The following is a 17,837-nucleotide window of genomic DNA, read 5'->3' on the forward strand; positions in this document are numbered from 1 at the left end:
TGGGTTGGCGGCACCGCGCTGCGATAGGGTCGGGGCTTGTCATCATTTTTCGGGGAGGCCCTGTTGATCCAGCGCCGTGCGTTCCTTCTGGCTTCCGCCGCGCTGGTCGCGATGCCGGCGAGCCTGCTGGCGAAACCGCAGGTCAAGGGCGCCACGACGGCGCGGCTGTCGGGCGCGCGGGCGCCGATCGAGGTCATCGAGGACGAGCTGGGCGTGCCGCATATCCGCGCGGCTTCGAAATATGACGCCTTTTTCGGGCAGGGCTATCTGGTCGCGCGCGACCGTTTGTTCCAGATCGACATGGAGCGTCGCCGCGACATGGGTCGCATGGCCGAGGCTTTCGGCCCGCGCTTCGTCGCCGCCGACACGGCGGCGCGGCTCTTCCTCTATCGCGGCGACATCGACGCCGAGCTCGCGGCCATACCGCCCGAGGTACGCGAATGCGCCGAGGGCTATGTCGCGGGCGTCAACGCGCGCATCGACGAGCTGGCCGCCGATCCGTCGTTGCTGCCGCTCGAATATGGCATTTTGGGGATCAGCCCGCTGCGCTGGGACGTCCGCGACCTGGTGCGGGGCCGGGGTATCGGCATGGGCGACGCCGACGACGAGGTGCGCCGCGCGATGCTCCACGCGCGCGGGCTGCTCGACGCCGACCTGCTGATGGCGCCGCTGCGTCCGGCCTGGTCGTTCACGGTGCCCGAAGGGCTCGACACCGCAGCGGTGAGCGAGGCCGACCTCGGCCTGCTCGACCCTGCCAATCGGCCGGGGGGCTTCGAGCCGCTGCAGGACGCCTGGTTCGACCCCGAGGCGCGCCGCGAAGACCGTTTTGCGCTCGGCAGCAACGCCTGGACGGTGGCGCCGTCGCGCACCGCGACGGGGCGCCCGATCCTCGCCAACGACCCGCACCTCGGCATCGGGCGGTCGAGCCCGCGCCACATGTGCCATTTGTCGGCTCCGGGGCTCGACGTGATCGGCGCGGGCGCGCCGGGGCTGCCCGGGATCATGCAGGGGCACACCGATCGCTTCGCTTTTGGCCGCACCAATTTCCACATCGACCAGAGCGATCTGTTCATCCTGCGCACCAAGGAGGGCGACCCCGGCCGCTACTGGCACAAGGGCGAATGGAAGGCGTTCGAGAGCTTCGAGGACGAGATTCTCGTCAAGGGCGCGCCGGCCGAGCGCGTGACTTTGCGCTATGCGGGCGGCCGCCCGATCGTGTCGGCGGATGCGGCGCGGAACCGCGCGGTCGCCTTTGCCGCCGTCGCGATGCTGCCCGGCGCCAATGCGCGCTTTGCGATGATCGCGATCAACCTGGCGACCGATTGGGCGTCGCTGCGCAAGGCGTTCAAGCTGCACGTCTCGCCGACCAATTTCCATTATGCCGATATCGACGGAAACACCGGTTGGCAGACGATCGGCTTTACCCCGCGTCGGCCGAAGCACGACGGGCTGTTCCCCGCGCCCGGCGACGGCGATTTCGACTGGGCGGGCATCCTGCCGGTCGAGGATATGCCGCACGTCTATAACCCGGCCGGAGGCTGGTTCGCCTCGGCCAACCAGATGAACCTGCCGAAGGATTATCCGTATCGCGAGCGGATCATCAGTTTTAGTTGGAGCGATCCCTTCCGCTACGATCGCTGCGCCGAAGTGCTGCGCGCGCAGCCCAAGCACCGGATCGAGGACAGCATCGCGCTCCAGCATGACGTCCAGTCGCTGCCGGCGCGGGCCCTCGTCAAGATGCTGCCCGCCGCGCCTTCGGCCGAAGCTGTCGAAGCGGCGGCGCTGCTCAAGCGCTGGGATTGCGGGATCGAGGCCGACAGCGGCGCGGCCTTGCTATACGAGATGGTGCTGCCCTTGCTGTCGACCGCGGTTTACGATCGCGTCGTGCCCGCCGCCGCGCGCGACCTGGTGACATCGCTCAACCTGGCCGAGATGTTGCGCATGCTGACGACGCTCGACAAGCGGCTCGGCGACAACCCCGCCGCAGCGCGCGATGCGCTGGTCGATGGCGCCTTGGTCGCGGGGTGGAAAAAGGCGGTCGAGGTCGGCGGGGCCGATCCGGCAAGCTGGCGCTGGGGCGACCTGCACCGGGTGACGATCGAGCATCCGCTCGCGGCGTCGAACCGCAAGATCGCGGAAGCCTTTCCGAAGATCATGGGCGGCCGTTCGGGCGGCGACTGGAACACGCCGATGGCACGCGGCTTCAACGCGCGGCGGACTTTCGACGTGTCGCACGGCGCGAGCTATTTGTTCGTCGCCGATGTCGGCGCGTGGGACAACAGCCGCTTCCTGCTGCTGCCCGGCCAGTCGGCCGATCCGCGCTCGCCGCGTTACCGCGACTTCTACCCGCTCTGGCTGGCGGGGACGATGCAGCCGCTCTGGTACAGCAAGGCGGCGGTCGACCGCCATGCCGCAGGGCGGCTGACGCTGACACCCGCTTAGGGTGGGGGCCTAAAGCGCCTCTGCAATCGCGACCAGCGCGCGGTCGACGGCGGCGGTGGCCTGGCTGTCGCGTTCGTCAGGGATATCGTTGGCTAGCACCGAGAAGATCAGGGTCTTGCCGCTGCGCGTGGTGAGATAGCCCGAGAGCGCGCGCGAGGCGTTGAGCGAGCCGGTCTTGGCGAAGAGCTTGCCCTCGAGGATCGTGCCCTTGAAGCGGTTCTGCAAGGTGCCGTCGCGGCCGGCGATCGGCAGCGTCTCGCGCCAGGCCATGGCCCACGGCTGGCGCGATATCCAGCTCAGCAGGCCAACAGCGCCGCGCGGCGAAATGCGGTTGTAGCTCGACATGCCCGACCCGTCGGCGAAGAAATATCCGGTCGCGGGGAGACCCGCTTCGCCCATCACCTTGCGCATCACCGCCTGACCGTCGGCGATCGAGCCGCTGCCCGAGGCGCGCGACACGCGGCGCAGCATCAGTTCGGTGTGGAGATTCTGGCTCTCCTTGTTGATGCGGATCATATTCTCGGCGAGCGACGGGGCGGGCAGTTCGGCGAGCATCGCGGGTTCGGCGGGCCATGCGGCGGGCGCGCCGTCGCGCGTCTTGGGATCGTCGGCGGCGGTCAGCGGCCGGTGGCGCGCGGCGATATCGCCATCGACCTTCACACCGCGTGCGCGCAGCAATTCGCCCATCCGCCAGGCGGCATAATGCGCGGGGTCGTCGATGCCGTAGCGCAGCGTCATCGGGGCCGCCTCCGCACCGATGGTGCCGGTGAGGCGGAGGACGCGGCTGTTCGGCATGCGGTCGGCGGAGACCTTGTCTTCCTTGCCCGCGACGGTCGTGACGTGATTTTCGATGCTGTAGTAGCCCGAGGTTTGAACGGCCGGAGCGGCGCCGGGCGCGCCGGGGGCGAGCCTGACCACGAGCTCATTGTCGTCGAGCGTCAGCGCCGAAATGCCGGTGCCATAGCGCGACTGGATATTGTTCCAGCTCATCCCCGGGCTCCAGCGTTCGTCGGGAAACCAGCTGTCGTCGCCGACGATGTTGCGGACGTGGCGCGTTTTCGCCGCGACCGCATCGGCGAGCGTCTGGAGGCAGTCGGTCTTGCAGTCGTCGGCGCTGGAAAGCACCGCATCGCCGCGACCGTGGAGGATGACGTCGATGGCGCCGCCGGTTCCCGTTTCGAGTCTTACGCCGGTCCCCTTGGCGGTCTGCTGAAGCAGGGGCAGTTCGGCATAGGCGATGGCGGTGGTGAACATCTTGGTGTTCGAGGCCGGGATGAAGCGCTGGTCGGGGGCGATCGACAGCAGCACTTCGCCGTCGAGCGTCGTTACGAGCAGGCCGTAGCGCGTGCCTTCGGGGCCGGTGGCGAGCGTGTGTTCGACCGTGGCGAGCAGCGGTGCGGTGGTGGTGGTCTGGGCCTGCGCCGTGGCAAGCGACAGCGCGAGGGCGGAGGCCAAAACCGTTGCGGGCGCGAAGCTCTTGATCGTCATGTTCATCTGTCTGTCCGTTCGTCGCATGCGGTGATGAGGGCGTTGCCCGTGGCGGGGCGTAGCGCCACGATGCCGCTGTCGAAGTGGCGGGTCGGGTGGACCCGGTTGGTGAGCAGGGTCCAGGCAAGGCCGCGCTCGAAATCGAGCCACAGGCCGGTGCCGGTGAAGCCGGTGTGGCCGATGCTGTCGGCCGAACAGGTGTCGCCGCCGTGCCAGCCGGCGAAGGCGCGTTCCCAGCCGCAGGTCCGGTGATTCGCGCCCGCGGTGCGAACCTCGGCCATCATCGCGGGCGACAGCATGTCGCCGCGCAGCATCGCGGCGGCGAAGCCCAGCACGCCGTCGACGGTGCCGAACAGCCCGGCATGACCCGGTGCGCCGCCGAGCGCAAAAGCGTTTTCGTCGTGGACTTCTCCCTTCATCACGCGGCCGCGCCAGCTGCAATTTTCGGTCGCGACGGCGGGGCCGGGGGGCGGGCCGAAACCGAGCCCTTCGCCGAGCGGCCAGGCGGAGAGCGGCGCGCCGGTGAGCCGTTCGATCGCGATGCCGAGGAGGATGAAGTTGATGTCCGAATAGACGGGCGGGCCGTGACGCCATTCGCGCTGGAGGACGAAAGCGCGCAGCCGCGCCGGATCGTCGCCATAGGTGTAGATGGGTTCGACCGCGGGCAAGAAGCTGCGGTGCATCAGGCAGTCGCGGAAGGTCAGCCGTCGCTCGGCGGCGTTCGCGACGTCATATTGGCGCAGGTCCGGAATCGCGTCGGTCAGCGGGCGATCGAGGTCGAGATGGCCCTGTTCGGCGAGGGTCAGGATAATCGTCGTCGTCGCGATCACCTTGCTGAGCGAGGCGAGGTCGAACCAATGGTCGCGGGTCAGCGTCTCGCGCTCGGGGACGAGCGCGGCCATGCCTATAAAGCGTATGGCATGATCGCCGCTGGCATCGACGACGCCGAGCGCCGCTCCGGGGATGCGGCCGCTTTCGACGGCTTCGAGGGCGGGCGCGAAACCCGCGTCGCAGATCGCCGCCAGCGTCATGGCGTTGCGCGCGCCTTCACGCGGACAATGACGGGCAGCAGGAAGATCGCGGCGAAGCTGAGCGCGCCCGACAGCAGGAAAAAGCCGTCATAGCCGATCTGCGTCTGCATCGATCCCGACGCGCCCGCGAGCAGGCGCGGAAGCAGGAAAGCAAAGCCCGAGAGCAGGGCATATTGCGCGCCCGGATAGGTCGGGCTGACGAGCATCGAGAGATAGATGACGAACACCGCGCCCGCGAAGCCGTTGCCGAACTGGTCGACCGCGACCGAGGTGTAGAGGATGAAGGACGATGGCTCGCTATGCCACAGCCAGACATAGATCCAGTTGCCGAGCGCAGCTGTCACCGCGCCGATGCCGAGCGTCCAGCCGAGCGACAGCCGCGTCGACAGCCAGCCGCCGAGCGCGACCCCCGCCATGCTTGCCGACAGCGCGACGACGCCGTCGGCGACCCCGATCTGGTCGAGGCTGTAGCCTGCCTCGTTCCACAAGGGGTGCGACAGCGTCAGCGTCAGCACGTCGCCCATGCGATAGAGCGAGACGAAGGCGAGCACCGCGAGCACGGCATAGCCGTAGCGCCAGAAAATCTCGACATAGGCGGTGGCGAAGCCCGGCTTGCTGGTCAGCGCGGCGGCGGGCAGACGGTTGATGCGCGGCAATGCAAGCGCCAGCGCGACGAAGGGCAGCAGCGCGATGGCGAGGACGACGGGGGTGACGTTGCTCCTGGCCGAGATGCCGGCGCTTTCGGCGGCCGACAGGAGGAGCCAGCCGACCGCCGCCGTGGCGAGCGCCGCCGCGAGCAGGATGGCGAGGCTGGCGAGGGTGCCGCCGACCAGCGAGGTCAGGCGGCCGCGCGTGCCGGGCTGTTCGGGGCGCATCGCGGCGAGGATCGGAAAGGGCAGGAAGGCGGCGAAGGCGATGACGAGATAGGCGATCGTCCAGTCGGCGCGCGCCGCGACGAGGATCGCGCCGCTGCCCGCCGCGACCATCGCGCTGCGATAGCCCCACAGGTTCGCGGCAACGATCGGCGCCTGTTCGGCCTGCGTCGGCGCGAGCTCGATGCGCCAGCCGTCGGCGGCGACCTCCAATGTGGTCGTCCAGAAGGCGAGCAGGATCGCGAACAGCGCGGTGAGCGGCAGGCTCTTGTCGTTCGATGTGAAGGCCATGGCGACCATCGCGGTGAAGATGCCGAGCTGCGACAGCATGATCCAGCCGCGCCGCCGGCCCCAGAAGCGCGCGAAACCCGGCACGTCATATTTCTCGACCAGCGGCGCCCAAGCGAATTTGAAGGTCGGGAGCAGCGCGATCCAGGCGAAGAAGCCGATGATGACGATGTCGACGCCATGCTTCGACAGGCGCAGCGTGAGCACCGCGTTGAACATGTAGAAGGGCAGGCCGGCGGCGAAGCCGAGCAGCAGGTAGAGGCCGAACAGGCGGCGTGCGGAGGGCCTGGCTGGGAGGTCCCGTTCGCCGACAGGGACGGCGTTTGCCGTCATCGCGCCGGTTCCGCCTCGGCGGACGGTGCATCGACCGCCTTTTCCCAGCGCGCGACGGTGCTGGTGACGGTGAGGTTGGCGCTCGCGCTGGCGACGGTGCGCGTCATGTCGAGGAGGCGGTCGAAGGGCAGGACGAAGCCGACGACGAGCGCGGTCTGTTCTGCCGACACGCCGACCGCCGAGAGCACCGCAGCGAGCATGAACAGCGAGGCCGACGGGATCGGCGCGGTGCCGAAGGCGGCGAGGGCGCCGGTGAGCAGGACGATAGCGAGCATCTGGAGGTCGGGTTCGACCCCTACCGCCTGCAGCGCGAAGATGCTGAGCAGGCCGACATACATGGCGGTGCCGTCCTTGCCGATGCTCGCGCCGATGGGCAGCACGGTCTTGGCGACGCCGGGGGCGATCTTGAGATCCTCGAGCGCGATGCGCAGCGCGACGGGCAGGGTGGCGGCCGACGAAGCGGTCGAGAAGGCGACCGCGAGCGCATCGACGATCGTGCGATAGAAGGCCAGAACCGGCCGCCGCGCGACGAGGGCGAGCAGCGGCACATGCACGATCAGGATCTGGAGCAGCACCCCGGCAGCGACCCCGACCGCGAGCCAGCCGATATTGGCGAAGACCGCGACGCCGTTATCGGCGACCGCCTTGGCGATCAGCGCGAGGACGCCGAAGGGGGTGACTTCCATGACGATGCGCACGACGTGGAACAGCGCCTTGCCCGCCGATTGCAGGAGGTCGGCCATCGGCTTTCCCTCGTCGCCGGCGAGGATAACGCCGAAGCCGAAGAGGATCGAGAAGAAGATGATCGCGAGCATGTCGCCGTCGACGAGCGACTGGACGATGTTGGTCGGGATGATGCCGACAAGCTGGTCGTGGAGCGACTTGGGGTCGCCGAGCGCATGCGGGACCGCGCCGGCGAGCGCGGCGCCCTTGCCGGGTTCGAGCAGCAGGCCCACGAGGATGCCGATCGACACCGCGAAGAAGGTCGTCGCCGCGAACAGCCCGACGGTGCGCGCGCCGACCGACCCCAGCTTGCGCGGGTCGGCGAGCGCGGTGACACCCGAGGCGATGCTGATGAAGACGATCGGGACGACGAGCATCCGGATCAGCCGGACGAAAAGTTCGCCGACAATCGCGATGGCTTCGCTGGCGGCGGGCCAGACGAGCCCCAGCATCACGCCGATCGCCAGCGCGCCGAGCACCCTTTGCCATAGCGGCACCGCGACCCAGCGGCGAAGCATCGTCGTCATTCCCCCCTTGGCCCCGATCCCGTCAAAGGCCGCCCCAGAAACCGGGCTGCGGCGGCGACATGATGCCATGCGCCGCGCGGACCCCGCCCGCGCGATCCTCGGCAAGCCAGAGCGGTCCGTCAAGATCGACGAAGCTGCTTTGTGCAGCGATCGCCCAGGCGGGGGCGATCGACAGCGACGAACAGATCATGCAGCCGGTCATCACGCCCAGCCCGCGTTCGCGCGCGGCGCGGGCGAGATCGAGCGCGGCGGTGAGGCCGCCGGTCTTGTCGAGCTTGATGTTCACGACGCCATAGCCGTCGGGCAGCGTGCCCAAATCGGCGGCGACATGCACCGCTTCGTCGCCGGCAATCGGGATCGCCGAGCGGAAGCCGCGCAGATCGTCGTCGGCGTCGGCGGGCAGCGGCTGTTCGAGCAGGTCGATGCGCAGTTCGATCAACAGGTCCTGGAGGCCCCGCACTTCTGCAATGGTCCAGCTTTCATTGGGATCGACGATCATCTTCGGGTTCGGCGCCGCGGCGCGGACGGCCTTGATCTGCGCGGCGGGGTCGTTGCGGTCGACCTTGACCTTGAGCAGCGGGGCGTCGGCGAGCGCGGCGGCAGCCGCCGCCATACGATCGGGGGTATCGAGGCTGATCGTCATCGCGGTGACGATCGGGCGCAACGGCTTTTCGAGCCCCAGCGCGGTCGCGATATCGCTTCCGGCGAGGCGCAGTTCGAGGTCCCACAGCGCGCAGTCGATCGCATTGCGCGCGGCGCCGGCGGGCATCAGGTCGAGCAGATCGTGCCGGGTCGCGCCCGCTTCGACCGCGCCGCGCGCCGCCTCGATCGCGAGCACCGTGCTTTCGGCATTTTCGCCGTAACGCGGATAAGGCACGCATTCGCCGCGCCCGGTGACGCCGTCCTGCGCGATCGCGACGGTCACGACCTGCGCCGCGGTCTTCACCCCGCGCGAGATGCGAAAGGGTGTGTGGAGCGGCAGAATCTCGCCGAATGTCGTCAGGCTGCGCGTCATATCGGCAGCGTCAGGCGGTTTCGGCGACGCTGGGTGCGGCCGTTTCGGTTTCGAGCAGCCGGTCGAGGATCGCCTCGACCCCGAAGCGATAGGGGTCGCTCGTCGGCAGGCCATATTCGGCCTCGACCTCGGCGCACAGCGCGCGCGCATCGGCTTCGGCCATCGCCGAGGTGTTGAGCGCGATGCCCACGACGCGGACATCGGCGTTGGTCAGGCGCGCCGCGGCCAGATTGGCCTCGATCGTCGGGGCGATGCCGGGCAGCGGATAATGCGGCAGGCCGCGCATATGCGGGCGCACCGGATCATGGCACAGCACGAGCGCATCGGGCTGGGCGCCGTGGAGCAGGCCCGTCGAGACGCCCGCAAAGGAGGGGTGATAGAGCGAACCCTGCCCCTCGATCAGGTCCCAGCCGCCATCGTCGCGTGCAGGCGAGACCTGTTCGATCGCGCCCGAGATGAAGTCGGCGACCACGGCGTCGAGGGGGACGCCGTCGCCCGCGACGAGGATGCCCGTCTGTCCGGTGGCGCGGAAATCGGCCTTCACGCCGCGCTGCTGGAGCGCGCTCGCGAGGCAGAGCGTCGTGTACATCTTGCCCACCGAGCAATCGGTGCCGACGGTGAGGAGGCGCTTGCCCGCGCGCTTCTTGCCGTTGCCGATCGGAATGTCGGGACGCGGGTCGCGGACATCGTGGAGCTGGCGGCCGAGCCGCGCGGCGGTTTCGACCAGCCGCGGTTCGGCATTGAGCCGATGGTGTAGCCCCGACGCGATGTCGAGCCCGGCCTCCATCGCCGCAAGCGCATCGACGATCAACGCTTCGCCGAGCTTGCCCCCGGCATTGGCGATGCCGAGCACCAGCGTGCGCGCACCGGCGGCGTGCGCGGCGGCGAAATCGAGGCGCGGCAGGTCGAGCGTCAGCGGGCAATCGTCGTGGCGAAATTCGCCGACGCAGATGTCGGGCCGGAACACCGCGAGCCCGCGCGAGGTCTTGATGTCGGCGGGGTCGCTCGAATGGCCGAGGTAGAGAAGATAGGGCGTTTCGATCATGGGTCAGGAACCTGCGTGATAAGAAAGGGGCGACAATATCCTCACCGGCGGCGCGACCCCAATATCTAGCGCCCGCTATCCTATAACCGAGCGCTATAGTCCTTCGATCACGGTCGCGAGCACTTCGAGGAAGGCCGAGGCGGTTCGCGATGGCGGACGGTTCTGCAGATAGACGGCGTTGATGTCGAAGGTGATCGCGGGCTGCAGCGGGCGGCTCACCAGCCCGGGCGGCAGCGCGGCATGGGCAGTGAAATTGTCGACGATCGCCATGCCGACGCCGGCGCCGACGAGCGCGGCCGCGACATAATAGGTCCGCGCCGACACCACCTCGTCGAGCACGACTTCGAGGCGGTTGAGTTCGCTCGATAGCATCCGGCCGATCGGGCCGCTTTGCGCGGGGCTGATGACCTTGTGCCCGCATAATTCGTCGAGCCGCACGCGCGCCGGCGCGCCGGGCATGTCGTCCTCGCGATAGATGACGACCAGCTCGCCTTCGCCGATGACCTGGTGCGCGACCGGCGCCGACAGCGGGACCTCGAAGCTGATCGCGATGTCGGTTTCATGCTCGTAGAGCTTGCGGACCATCTCGTCGTGATGGAGCGTCTGGAGGTCGAACATGACATTCTCATGCTCGCCGAGGAAGCGCGACACCGCCTCGGGGATCGCGCCGAGGCCGAGCGAGGGGAGCGCCGAGATGCGAAGCAGCCCGCCGCGTCCGTGGCGCAAATTCTGGCACGCCTGGCGCAGCGAGCGCACGCGGTCCTGGATGTCCGACACTTCGGCGAACAGGGTATGCGCGTCCTGCGTCGGGATCAGCCGGCCCTTCGACCGTTCGAACAGGGTCAGGCCGATCGAGCGTTCGGCGTGGCGCAGCACCTTGGTCACCGACGGCTGCGACACGTTGAGCGACCGCGCCGCGGCGCTGACGGTGCCGTGGAGGAAGACGGCGTGGAAGATCTCGATCTGGCGCAGGTTCATGCGGTGGGGCCTTGCAGTCGTGGCCCGAATTGGCGGCCGTCGGGCTCTCTATGCCATTCGGTTATAGGCGGTGCAACAACGCTGGCTAGACGCGGTATGGACTGGGGAGCCATTCTCGTTGCCGAAGCGCTGGTCCGCACCTTATGCCGGGCGCCGCTGTTGAAGGATTTCGCCGATGACCCTGCCGCCTGCTCCGCGCCATGTCCGCTGGACGATCGCATCGCTGTCGGCGACGGCGGCGCTGGCCGTCGGCGCCTTCTGGGTGGCGGGCGCGGCGGCAAAGCCCGACGAGGCGGTCGATGTCATCATCCGCGGCGGCACCATCTATGACGGCGGCGAAGGCGCACCCTATGTCGGCGATGTCGCGATCCGCGGCGACCGGATCGTGCATGTCGGACCGGCGGGCGGCTATTCGGCACCGCGGGTGATCGACGCCAAGGGCATGATCGTCGCGCCGGGGTTCATCGATCCGCATACCCACGCCGACAGCTTCATCCGCTCGCCCGACAAGGCGGTGCGCGTCAACGCGGCCTGGCTGACGCAGGGGGTGAGCAGCGTCGTCATCGGTGTCGACGGGTCGGGAACGCCCGATGTCGCCGCCGACGCAGCCAAGCTTGCCGGGTCGGGGATCGGCACCAATGTCGCGCTTTTCGTCGGCTTCGGTTCGGTGCGCCAGCGCGTGCTCGGCCAGGATGCCCGCGCGCCCAGCGCCGCAGAGCTCGACCGGATGAAGGCGCTGGTCGCAAATGGCATGTGCGAAGGCGCACTCGGGCTTTCAACGGGCCTCTTTTATGCTCCGCAAAGCTTTGCCAGGACCGACGAGGTCGTGGCGGTGGCGCGCGAGGCGGCAAAGCGAGGCGGGCTGTACGACACCCACCAGCGCGACGAATCGAGTTACAACATCGGGCTGCTCGGATCGGTCGAGGAAGCGATCGAGATCGGCCGGCAGGCGGGCATGCCCGTCCATTTCGCGCATCTGAAGGCGCTCGGCGTCGACGTCCATGGCCAGGCCGGGGCGGTGATCGCGGCGATCGACGCCGCGCGTGCGGCGGGGGTCGAGGTCACCGCCGACCAATATCCCTGGCTGGCATCGGGATCGAGCCTCGATGCGTCGCTGCTGCCGCGCTGGGCGGTCGATGGCGGCGGCGCTGCGCTGCTGAAGCGGCTTGACGATCCGGCGACGCTGGCGCGGATTCGCGAGGAGATGGCCGACAATCTGCGGCGGCGGGGCGGGGCGAGCGCGCTGCTGCTGATCGCGCAGGGCTTTCCCTGGACCGGCCAGACGCTGGAGCAGGTCGCCGAGACGTGGAAGCTCGACCCGCGCGATGCCGCGCTGCGCATCATCCGCCAGAGCGTCGAGGCGAAAGGCAGCGAAGCGAAACGCGGCGGCGCGTCGGTCGCATCGTTCAACATGGCGCAGGCCGACGTCGACCTGCTGATGAAGCAGCCGTGGATGGTGACCTCGTCGGACGGGTCCGACGGCCATCCGCGCATGTTCGCGACCTTCCCCGAAAAATATCTGCGCTATGTGCGCGAGCGGAAGGTCATCGACCTTACGACCTTCATCCGCCAGTCGACGGGGCGCACCGCCGACATCTACAAGATCGACCGGCGCGGCTATTTGCGCCCGGGCTATTTCGCCGACGTGCTTGTCTTCGATCCCGAGCAATTTGCGCCGCGCGCCGACTATCTGCATCCGCGCGAGCTGAGCGTCGGGGTCCGGAAATTGTTTGTCAACGGCGTGCTGGCGGTCGAAGACGGCCGCACGACCGGGATGACCGCGGGGCGCGCCTTGCTGCGGTCCTGTCCGGGCGGATGCCCGGCAAAGTCCTGAAAAGTGCCGGGCGCGGGGGCCATCGACAATCTGCTTTCGCTTTGACCGCAAGTCGATAAGGTCCGCCATCATTTCAATCGAAGGACGCCGAGATATGCGATTTGCCAGTGCCTTTGCCGCGGTTTCGTTATTGGGGCTGTCGGCGCCCTGGATGGTTGCCGATGCCCAGGCGCAAACGAGCGAATATCGCGTATACATGCAGGATCGCGACATCGGACACCTGACGATCGAGCGCGCGCCGGGCAAAGCCAATGTCGACTATGATTTCAAGCAGAATGGGCGCGGGCCGACGATCAAGGAGGTGGTCGCGCTCGACCCCGAAGGCGCGCCGGTCAGCTGGCAGATTTCGGGGCGCACGACCTTCGGCAATACTGTGCAGGAGAATTTCGCGCGCAAGGGCGGTGAAGTGCGCTGGACCGACCTTGCCGGGCCGGGGTCGCTGAAGGGCAAGGCGCTTCCCGCCTATTATGTGACGCAGAACGGATCGCCGTTCGACGTCGCGATCCTCGCCAAGGCATTGCTCGCCGATCCCGACCACAGCATGGCGGTCGCCCCGGCCGGCACCGCGATGCTCGCCGAACGCGACCGGCGCACCATCGCGGGCGCCGACGGCCCGTTCGAGGCGATCACCTATGAGCTCTCGGGGCTGTCGACGACGCCGACCTACATCACGCTCGATGCCAAGGGCGAGATGATCGCGCTGCCGTCGCCGGGCTTCATCATCCTGCGCAAGGGGCTGGGGCAGGAGGCGTCGAAGACGCTGCAGGACATGTCCGAGGAACTGGCCTCGGCGCGTCTGGCACGGCTTCAGAAGGAGGCCGCGCATCGCTTCGACGGGCCGGTGCGCATCCGCAACGTGCGGATTTTCGACCCCGCCGCCAAGGCGATGAGCGAACCGCGTGACGTCGTTTTTTCGGGCAACCGGATCAGCGAGATCGTCGCGGCGGGAAGCGCGGCCACCCCAGGCGAGACCGAGATCGACGGGGCAGGCGGGTCGTTGATCCCCGGCCTCTATGAGATGCACGCGCATCTGGGGCCGGAGGATGCGCTGATGAACGTGCTCGCGGGGGTGACCTCGGTGCGCGACATGGGCAATGACAATGCGGTGCTCGACCAGTTGGTCAAGCGGATCGAGAGCGGAGAGATCGCCGGGCCGCGCGTGACGCGCAGCGGCTTTATCGAGGGGGTCAGCGACTTCAGCTCGGCGACCGGGCGGCTGGCGCACAGCGAGCAGGAGGCGATCGACCATATCCGCTGGTATGCCGCGCGCGGCTATTGGCAGGCCAAGCTCTATAACTCGATGAAGCCCGAATGGGCGCCCGCTGTGGTCAAGGAGGCGCACCGGCTGGGGCTGCGCGTCGCGGGCCATATTCCGGCTTTTTCCGATGCCGATGCGATGATCGCGGCGGGCTTCGACGAGATCACCCATGTCAACCAGTTGATGCTCGGCTGGGTGCTGCAGCCGGGCGAGGATACGCGCACCCTGTTCCGCTTCAAGGCGATGCAGCGCTTCCCCGAACTCGACCTCCAGTCGGCGAAGGTGACCAAGACGCTCGACGCGATGGCCGCGCGCGGCGTGACGCACGAGCCGACGATCGCGATCCACGAACTCGGGCTCACCGCGCTCGACGGTCAGCCCAATCCCGGCGCGCTCGACTATTTCGACCATATGCCGCCGGCCGAACAGCGCCAGCTGAAACAGGCGCTGTTCGGCGCCGAGAACCCCGCCGAGCGGGCACGCTACGTTGCCGCCTATGCCAAGATCATCGCGACGCTGACCGAAATGAACAAGCGCGGGATCATGCTGATCCCCGGCACCGACACCGGCGGCGCGTTCACGCTGCACCGCGAGCTCGAACTGTTCACCAAGCTGGGCATGAGCAACGCCGATGTCCTCGCGCGCGATACGCTCGAGATGGCCCGCTATATGGGGCAGGAACAATCGCTCGGGTCGGTCGAGCGCGGCAAGCTCGCCGACTTCCTGCTCGTTTCGGGCGATCCGGTGAAGGATTTCAAGGCGATCAAGGCGATCTCGATGGTGGTCAAGGACGGCACCGTCTATTTCCCCGATGAGGTCTATGCCAAGATCGGGATCAAGCCCTTCGCCAAGCCGTTGAAGGTCACGCCCGCGAAATAGGCGGTTCCGGTCGGCGATCGACCCGGCCTCGCGGTAAGCCGGGAACCAAAGATTGTTCGGGTTGTGGTCATGGCCTGCTGTGGGGCATGCGGTTTCCATGCGTTGGGGAAGGAACGCCGCGATGACCATCAAGCATAATATCCTGATCGTCGACGACCATGCGATCACGCAGAGCGGGATCAAGCTGCTGTTTGCGGGGCATCCGCGCTACGCCGTCGTCGGCGCGCTCGATCGCGGGGCGATGGTCAATGCCTTTGTCCAGTCGCAGCCGGTCGACCTCGTCATCCTCGATCTCAACCTGCCCGATGTCCGCGGCATCAACGTGCTCGCCGAAATCATCGGGTCGCGCGACATGACGGTGATCATCCTGACCGGCGAAACCTTGCTCAATGAGATCGACTATGCGCTCAAGCTCGGTGCGCGCGCGGTGGTGAGCAAGGCAGATCCGCCCGACCAGATCATCGCCGCCTGCGACGCGGCGCTGGCGGGCGATATCTTCCTGTCGCCGCACATGCGTGAAGCGCTCGGCAAGTTCCAGCAGCCGCCGGTCGCGCTGTCGTCGCGCCAGATGGCGATCCTCCATTATCTGGGGCAGGGCGAGAGCAACAAGGAGATCGCCTATCGCCTCTCGATCGCGCAGCCGACGGTGTCCTTTCACATCGCCGAATTGCGCCGCAAGCTCGATGTCCCCAACAATCGCAAGATCGTCGAGCGCGCGCAGGAGTTAAAGCTGCTCTGACCCCGCAAGCGCCGGGTGCTGCAGCAATTCGCGGTAGGGCGGCTTGATGATCATCACCCCGACGAGGTCGCTGAGCCGCCCGCGCGTGACAGTCGTGTCGTCATAGGTCAGCGCGATGAGGCGCTCGCGCGGGAACGTCGCGCTCGATAGCGCTTGGTCGAAGGCCTGGCGCTGGTCGAAGTCGAGGAGCAGGCGCTTGTCCAGCCTCACCTGTATATCGTCCGCCGTACAGGGCGTCAGCATATCGCAGGCGAGCGGCAACATGATGCGGAGCGTCGTCCCTTCTGGCGAGGAGTGCGTAATTTCGAGCGAACCCGATAGCGCTTCGACAAGCCGCCTTGCCGAGCGATAACCCGAGCCGCTGCCGTCGATGCCTTCATTCGCGCGCAGGCGCGTCGCGCCGTCGCCGTTGAGCGTCTCGACGATATCGGACGCCATGCCCGTGCCGCTGTCGGCGATCATGATCACCGCCTGATCGTCGTCGCGGCTGAGGGTCACACTCGCCCCGCCGGACACAGTATATTTATAGCAATTGGAGAGCAGGTTCGTCAGCACGCGCATCAACAAGGGCTTGTCGGAAATCATCATGACGTCGCCGGCAACATGCGTTTCCAGCGTCAGCTTCTTGTCGGCAAAGGGCGTCTTGAACATCATCTGCAACGGTTCGACGAGGGCGCGGCCGTCGAAGGCGCTGAGCGCGAGGAAATGCGTGTCACTGCCGACGATATTGGCGCCCGACATGGTGGTCGAGACGATCTGGCTGAGATAGGTCGACGAGCTTTGCAGCATGTCGGTGAGGTCGGCGTTCGCACCCCGGTCGTCGCCGCGCCTGAGCACGTCGATCGCGGTGTTGAGCGCGAGGATGACCTGCTTGCTGTCATGGCCCGAGGCATGGAGCAGCGCATTCTGGCTATTCACCGTTTCAAGCGCGAAGGCCTTTTCCTCCGCGAGCCGCGCGGCGCGCTCGCTCATCGCGACGCGTTCGGCCATCGAGCGGGCGTAATTGCCGTCAGCGACGAGCTTGTCCTGCTGGATCTTCTTGAGGTTGAGCCCGAGCGCGAGCGTCACCATGATCGATTCGAACAATCCGACCGGCCCCGCGAGGTGCCAGTTGATCGGCAGCCAGCGGAACACGCCCATCGAGGCGATGGCGGCATAGACGATGAACAGCGCGAGGCTGGCCCAGCCGACGAACAGCGGCCAGAGTTGGCGCCCGAGCCGGCGCATCGCCGCATAGCCGACGAAGGGGAGGAACAGCGCGCCGCCGATCGCGACGAGCCAGCCGCCGATATGGAGCATATGGCGGAACGCCGGCGGATAGAGTGCGAGCGCGGGCTGGAGCAGCATGATCAGCAGCGCGGCGCCGATCAGCACCCGCAAGGCCATATCGCGCCGCGGGAAATAGGTCGGCGTGTCGATGAAGCTGCGGCCGAACTGCGCCATCGCCGCGGCGAAACCGCATTTGAAGATATCCTCGATCGCGACCCCGACCAGCGGATGGTCGGCGAGGAAGAAGATGGTGAAATAGCCCTCCGAATGGACGGTATTGAGCGCGAAAAAGGCCTGCGCCACCGCCAGCCAGACAAATTCGCGATGCCCGGTGATCGAGAAGAAGAGGAAGTTGAGCAGGATCAGCACGACGGCGCCGAACACGACGCCCGACACCATCGCGATGTTCGATCGTCGTTCCTTGAAGAAGGTGCCGTAGCTGTTGATCTTGAGCGGCAGGTAGGTCGAGTTTTCGGACAGGAAATCGATCAGCAGCCATTTTTCCTGCCCCGGATCGAGCACGAATTCGGTGCTGAACGCCTGGTAGGTCTGGAGATTGTCGCCAGCGGCTTCGGGATCGGCGCCGTCGACGAGCAGGTCGAGATTACCGTTGGCCACCTCGTAGAGCCGGAAGTAGGCCAGCGAACCGCGCCCGGTGGTGAAAATCCAGCTTCCCTGATTCTCCCCCATATTGCGCACGCGCACCGCAACAACGGTCTTGCGGCCGGGCGGTCCGAAATGAATCGTCGAACCCGTGACGCGCTGGAGCGGGCCGGCGAGCAGGTCTGCGGGGGCGGTTTTGAGCGGATCCGCGTCACCGACGCGGTAGCGGACATAGGGCGCGAGCGATGGCGCATCCTGTCCGGGCTGGAGCGCGACCGTCGGAATCTCCTCCGCAGCGGCCGCCGCGGACGGCGAGAGGCCCGCCAGCACGATCGCCAGCAGGACGAACCAGAATCGTGCGGGCCAAAAGCGCTGCGACATCCGCCAAAAGCTGTCGCGCGCATAGCCGGTAATGTCAATTTTCAATTAGAAAATAAGCCCCTAGCTCGATCGGCTGGCACGGGTGCGACGACGGACGGCCCCCACTCCGCCGTCGTCGCGTCCCGGCGCCGC

General features: G+C 67.4%; 12 protein-coding genes. 4 read left to right on the forward strand and 8 right to left on the reverse strand.

The annotated features are described in order from the left end of the window. Window positions 1-63: 63 nt before the first annotated feature. Complete coding sequence (locus tag B1A78_RS01690; protein WP_077145317.1) at window positions 64-2,442, forward strand: penicillin acylase family protein; 2,379 nt, start codon at window positions 64-66, stop codon at window positions 2,440-2,442. A 9-nt stretch (window positions 2,443-2,451) separates the two neighbouring features. Here B1A78_RS01690 and dacB read toward each other — a convergent pair whose 3' ends face one another. From dacB to B1A78_RS01725, 7 genes are all read right to left on the reverse strand, one after another. Then, a complete protein-coding gene (gene dacB, locus B1A78_RS01695) occupies window positions 2,452-3,936 on the reverse strand; it encodes a D-alanyl-D-alanine carboxypeptidase/D-alanyl-D-alanine-endopeptidase (RefSeq protein ID WP_256837398.1) in 1,485 nt (494 codons plus the stop codon). Then, complete coding sequence (locus B1A78_RS01700) at window positions 3,933-4,961, reverse strand: serine hydrolase (protein WP_077145319.1); 1,029 nt, start codon at window positions 4,959-4,961, stop codon at window positions 3,933-3,935. Before B1A78_RS01700 ends, dacB begins: the two co-directional genes overlap by 4 nt. Beyond that, window positions 4,958-6,454 (reverse strand): permease, encoded by a 1,497-nt coding sequence (locus B1A78_RS01705; RefSeq protein ID WP_077145320.1) that lies wholly within the window; start codon window positions 6,452-6,454, stop codon window positions 4,958-4,960. Before B1A78_RS01705 ends, B1A78_RS01700 begins: the two co-directional genes overlap by 4 nt. Further along, window positions 6,451-7,704, reverse strand: coding sequence for a dicarboxylate/amino acid:cation symporter (locus tag B1A78_RS01710; protein ID WP_306171638.1), 1,254 nt, complete (start codon window positions 7,702-7,704; stop codon window positions 6,451-6,453). Before B1A78_RS01710 ends, B1A78_RS01705 begins: the two co-directional genes overlap by 4 nt. A 22-nt stretch (window positions 7,705-7,726) precedes the next feature. After that, complete coding sequence (dgcA, locus tag B1A78_RS01715) at window positions 7,727-8,719, reverse strand: N-acetyl-D-Glu racemase DgcA (RefSeq protein WP_077145321.1); 993 nt, start codon at window positions 8,717-8,719, stop codon at window positions 7,727-7,729. Between the two features lie 10 nt (window positions 8,720-8,729). Beyond that, window positions 8,730-9,764 carry an N-acetyltransferase DgcN gene (dgcN, locus tag B1A78_RS01720; RefSeq protein WP_077145322.1) on the reverse strand — a complete coding sequence of 345 codons (1,035 nt, stop codon included), beginning with the start codon at window positions 9,762-9,764 and terminating at the stop codon, window positions 8,730-8,732. A gap of 93 nt (window positions 9,765-9,857) precedes the next feature. Continuing rightward, window positions 9,858-10,742: a LysR family transcriptional regulator gene (locus tag B1A78_RS01725; protein ID WP_077145323.1), complete on the reverse strand. Its 885-nt coding sequence runs from the start codon at window positions 10,740-10,742 to the stop codon at window positions 9,858-9,860. A gap of 175 nt (window positions 10,743-10,917) precedes the next feature. On the opposite strand from B1A78_RS01725, the gene B1A78_RS01730 reads away from it, so the two are divergent. From B1A78_RS01730 to B1A78_RS01740, 3 genes are all read left to right on the forward strand, one after another. After that, window positions 10,918-12,576, forward strand: coding sequence for an amidohydrolase family protein (locus tag B1A78_RS01730; RefSeq protein WP_077145324.1), 1,659 nt, complete (start codon window positions 10,918-10,920; stop codon window positions 12,574-12,576). Between the two features lie 94 nt (window positions 12,577-12,670). Continuing rightward, entirely contained in the window at window positions 12,671-14,713 is a 2,043-nt protein-coding gene (locus B1A78_RS01735; protein WP_077145325.1) for an amidohydrolase family protein, read from the forward strand. A 121-nt stretch (window positions 14,714-14,834) separates the two neighbouring features. After that, window positions 14,835-15,452, forward strand: coding sequence for a response regulator transcription factor (locus B1A78_RS01740; protein ID WP_077145326.1), 618 nt, complete (start codon window positions 14,835-14,837; stop codon window positions 15,450-15,452). Here B1A78_RS01740 and B1A78_RS01745 read toward each other — a convergent pair. Next, window positions 15,438-17,750 (reverse strand): sensor histidine kinase, encoded by a 2,313-nt coding sequence (locus B1A78_RS01745; protein WP_077145327.1) that lies wholly within the window; start codon window positions 17,748-17,750, stop codon window positions 15,438-15,440. The two genes, B1A78_RS01740 and B1A78_RS01745, sit on opposite strands and share 15 nt — an antisense overlap. Window positions 17,751-17,837: the final 87 nt, after the last annotated feature.

The sequence above is a fragment of the Sphingopyxis sp. KK2 genome, from assembly GCF_001990265.1.
Lineage (GTDB): Bacteria > Pseudomonadota > Alphaproteobacteria > Sphingomonadales > Sphingomonadaceae > Sphingopyxis.

Bases quoted from the DNA above. Each gene is read 5' to 3' on its own strand.
- dacB (WP_256837398.1), bottom strand. From the start codon at position 3,936: ATGAACATGACGATCAAGAGCTTCGCGCCCGCAACGGTTTTGGCCTCC.
- B1A78_RS01700 (WP_077145319.1), bottom strand. From the start codon at position 4,961: ATGACGCTGGCGGCGATCTGCGACGCGGGTTTCGCGCCCGCCCTCGAA.
- B1A78_RS01705 (WP_077145320.1), bottom strand. From the start codon at position 6,454: ATGACGGCAAACGCCGTCCCTGTCGGCGAACGGGACCTCCCAGCCAGG.
- B1A78_RS01710 (WP_306171638.1), bottom strand. From the start codon at position 7,704: ATGACGACGATGCTTCGCCGCTGGGTCGCGGTGCCGCTATGGCAAAGG.
- dgcA (WP_077145321.1), bottom strand. From the start codon at position 8,719: ATGACGCGCAGCCTGACGACATTCGGCGAGATTCTGCCGCTCCACACA.
- dgcN (WP_077145322.1), bottom strand. From the start codon at position 9,764: ATGATCGAAACGCCCTATCTTCTCTACCTCGGCCATTCGAGCGACCCC.
- B1A78_RS01725 (WP_077145323.1), bottom strand. From the start codon at position 10,742: ATGAACCTGCGCCAGATCGAGATCTTCCACGCCGTCTTCCTCCACGGC.
- B1A78_RS01730 (WP_077145324.1), top strand. From the start codon at position 10,918: ATGACCCTGCCGCCTGCTCCGCGCCATGTCCGCTGGACGATCGCATCG.
- B1A78_RS01735 (WP_077145325.1), top strand. From the start codon at position 12,671: ATGCGATTTGCCAGTGCCTTTGCCGCGGTTTCGTTATTGGGGCTGTCG.
- B1A78_RS01740 (WP_077145326.1), top strand. From the start codon at position 14,835: ATGACCATCAAGCATAATATCCTGATCGTCGACGACCATGCGATCACG.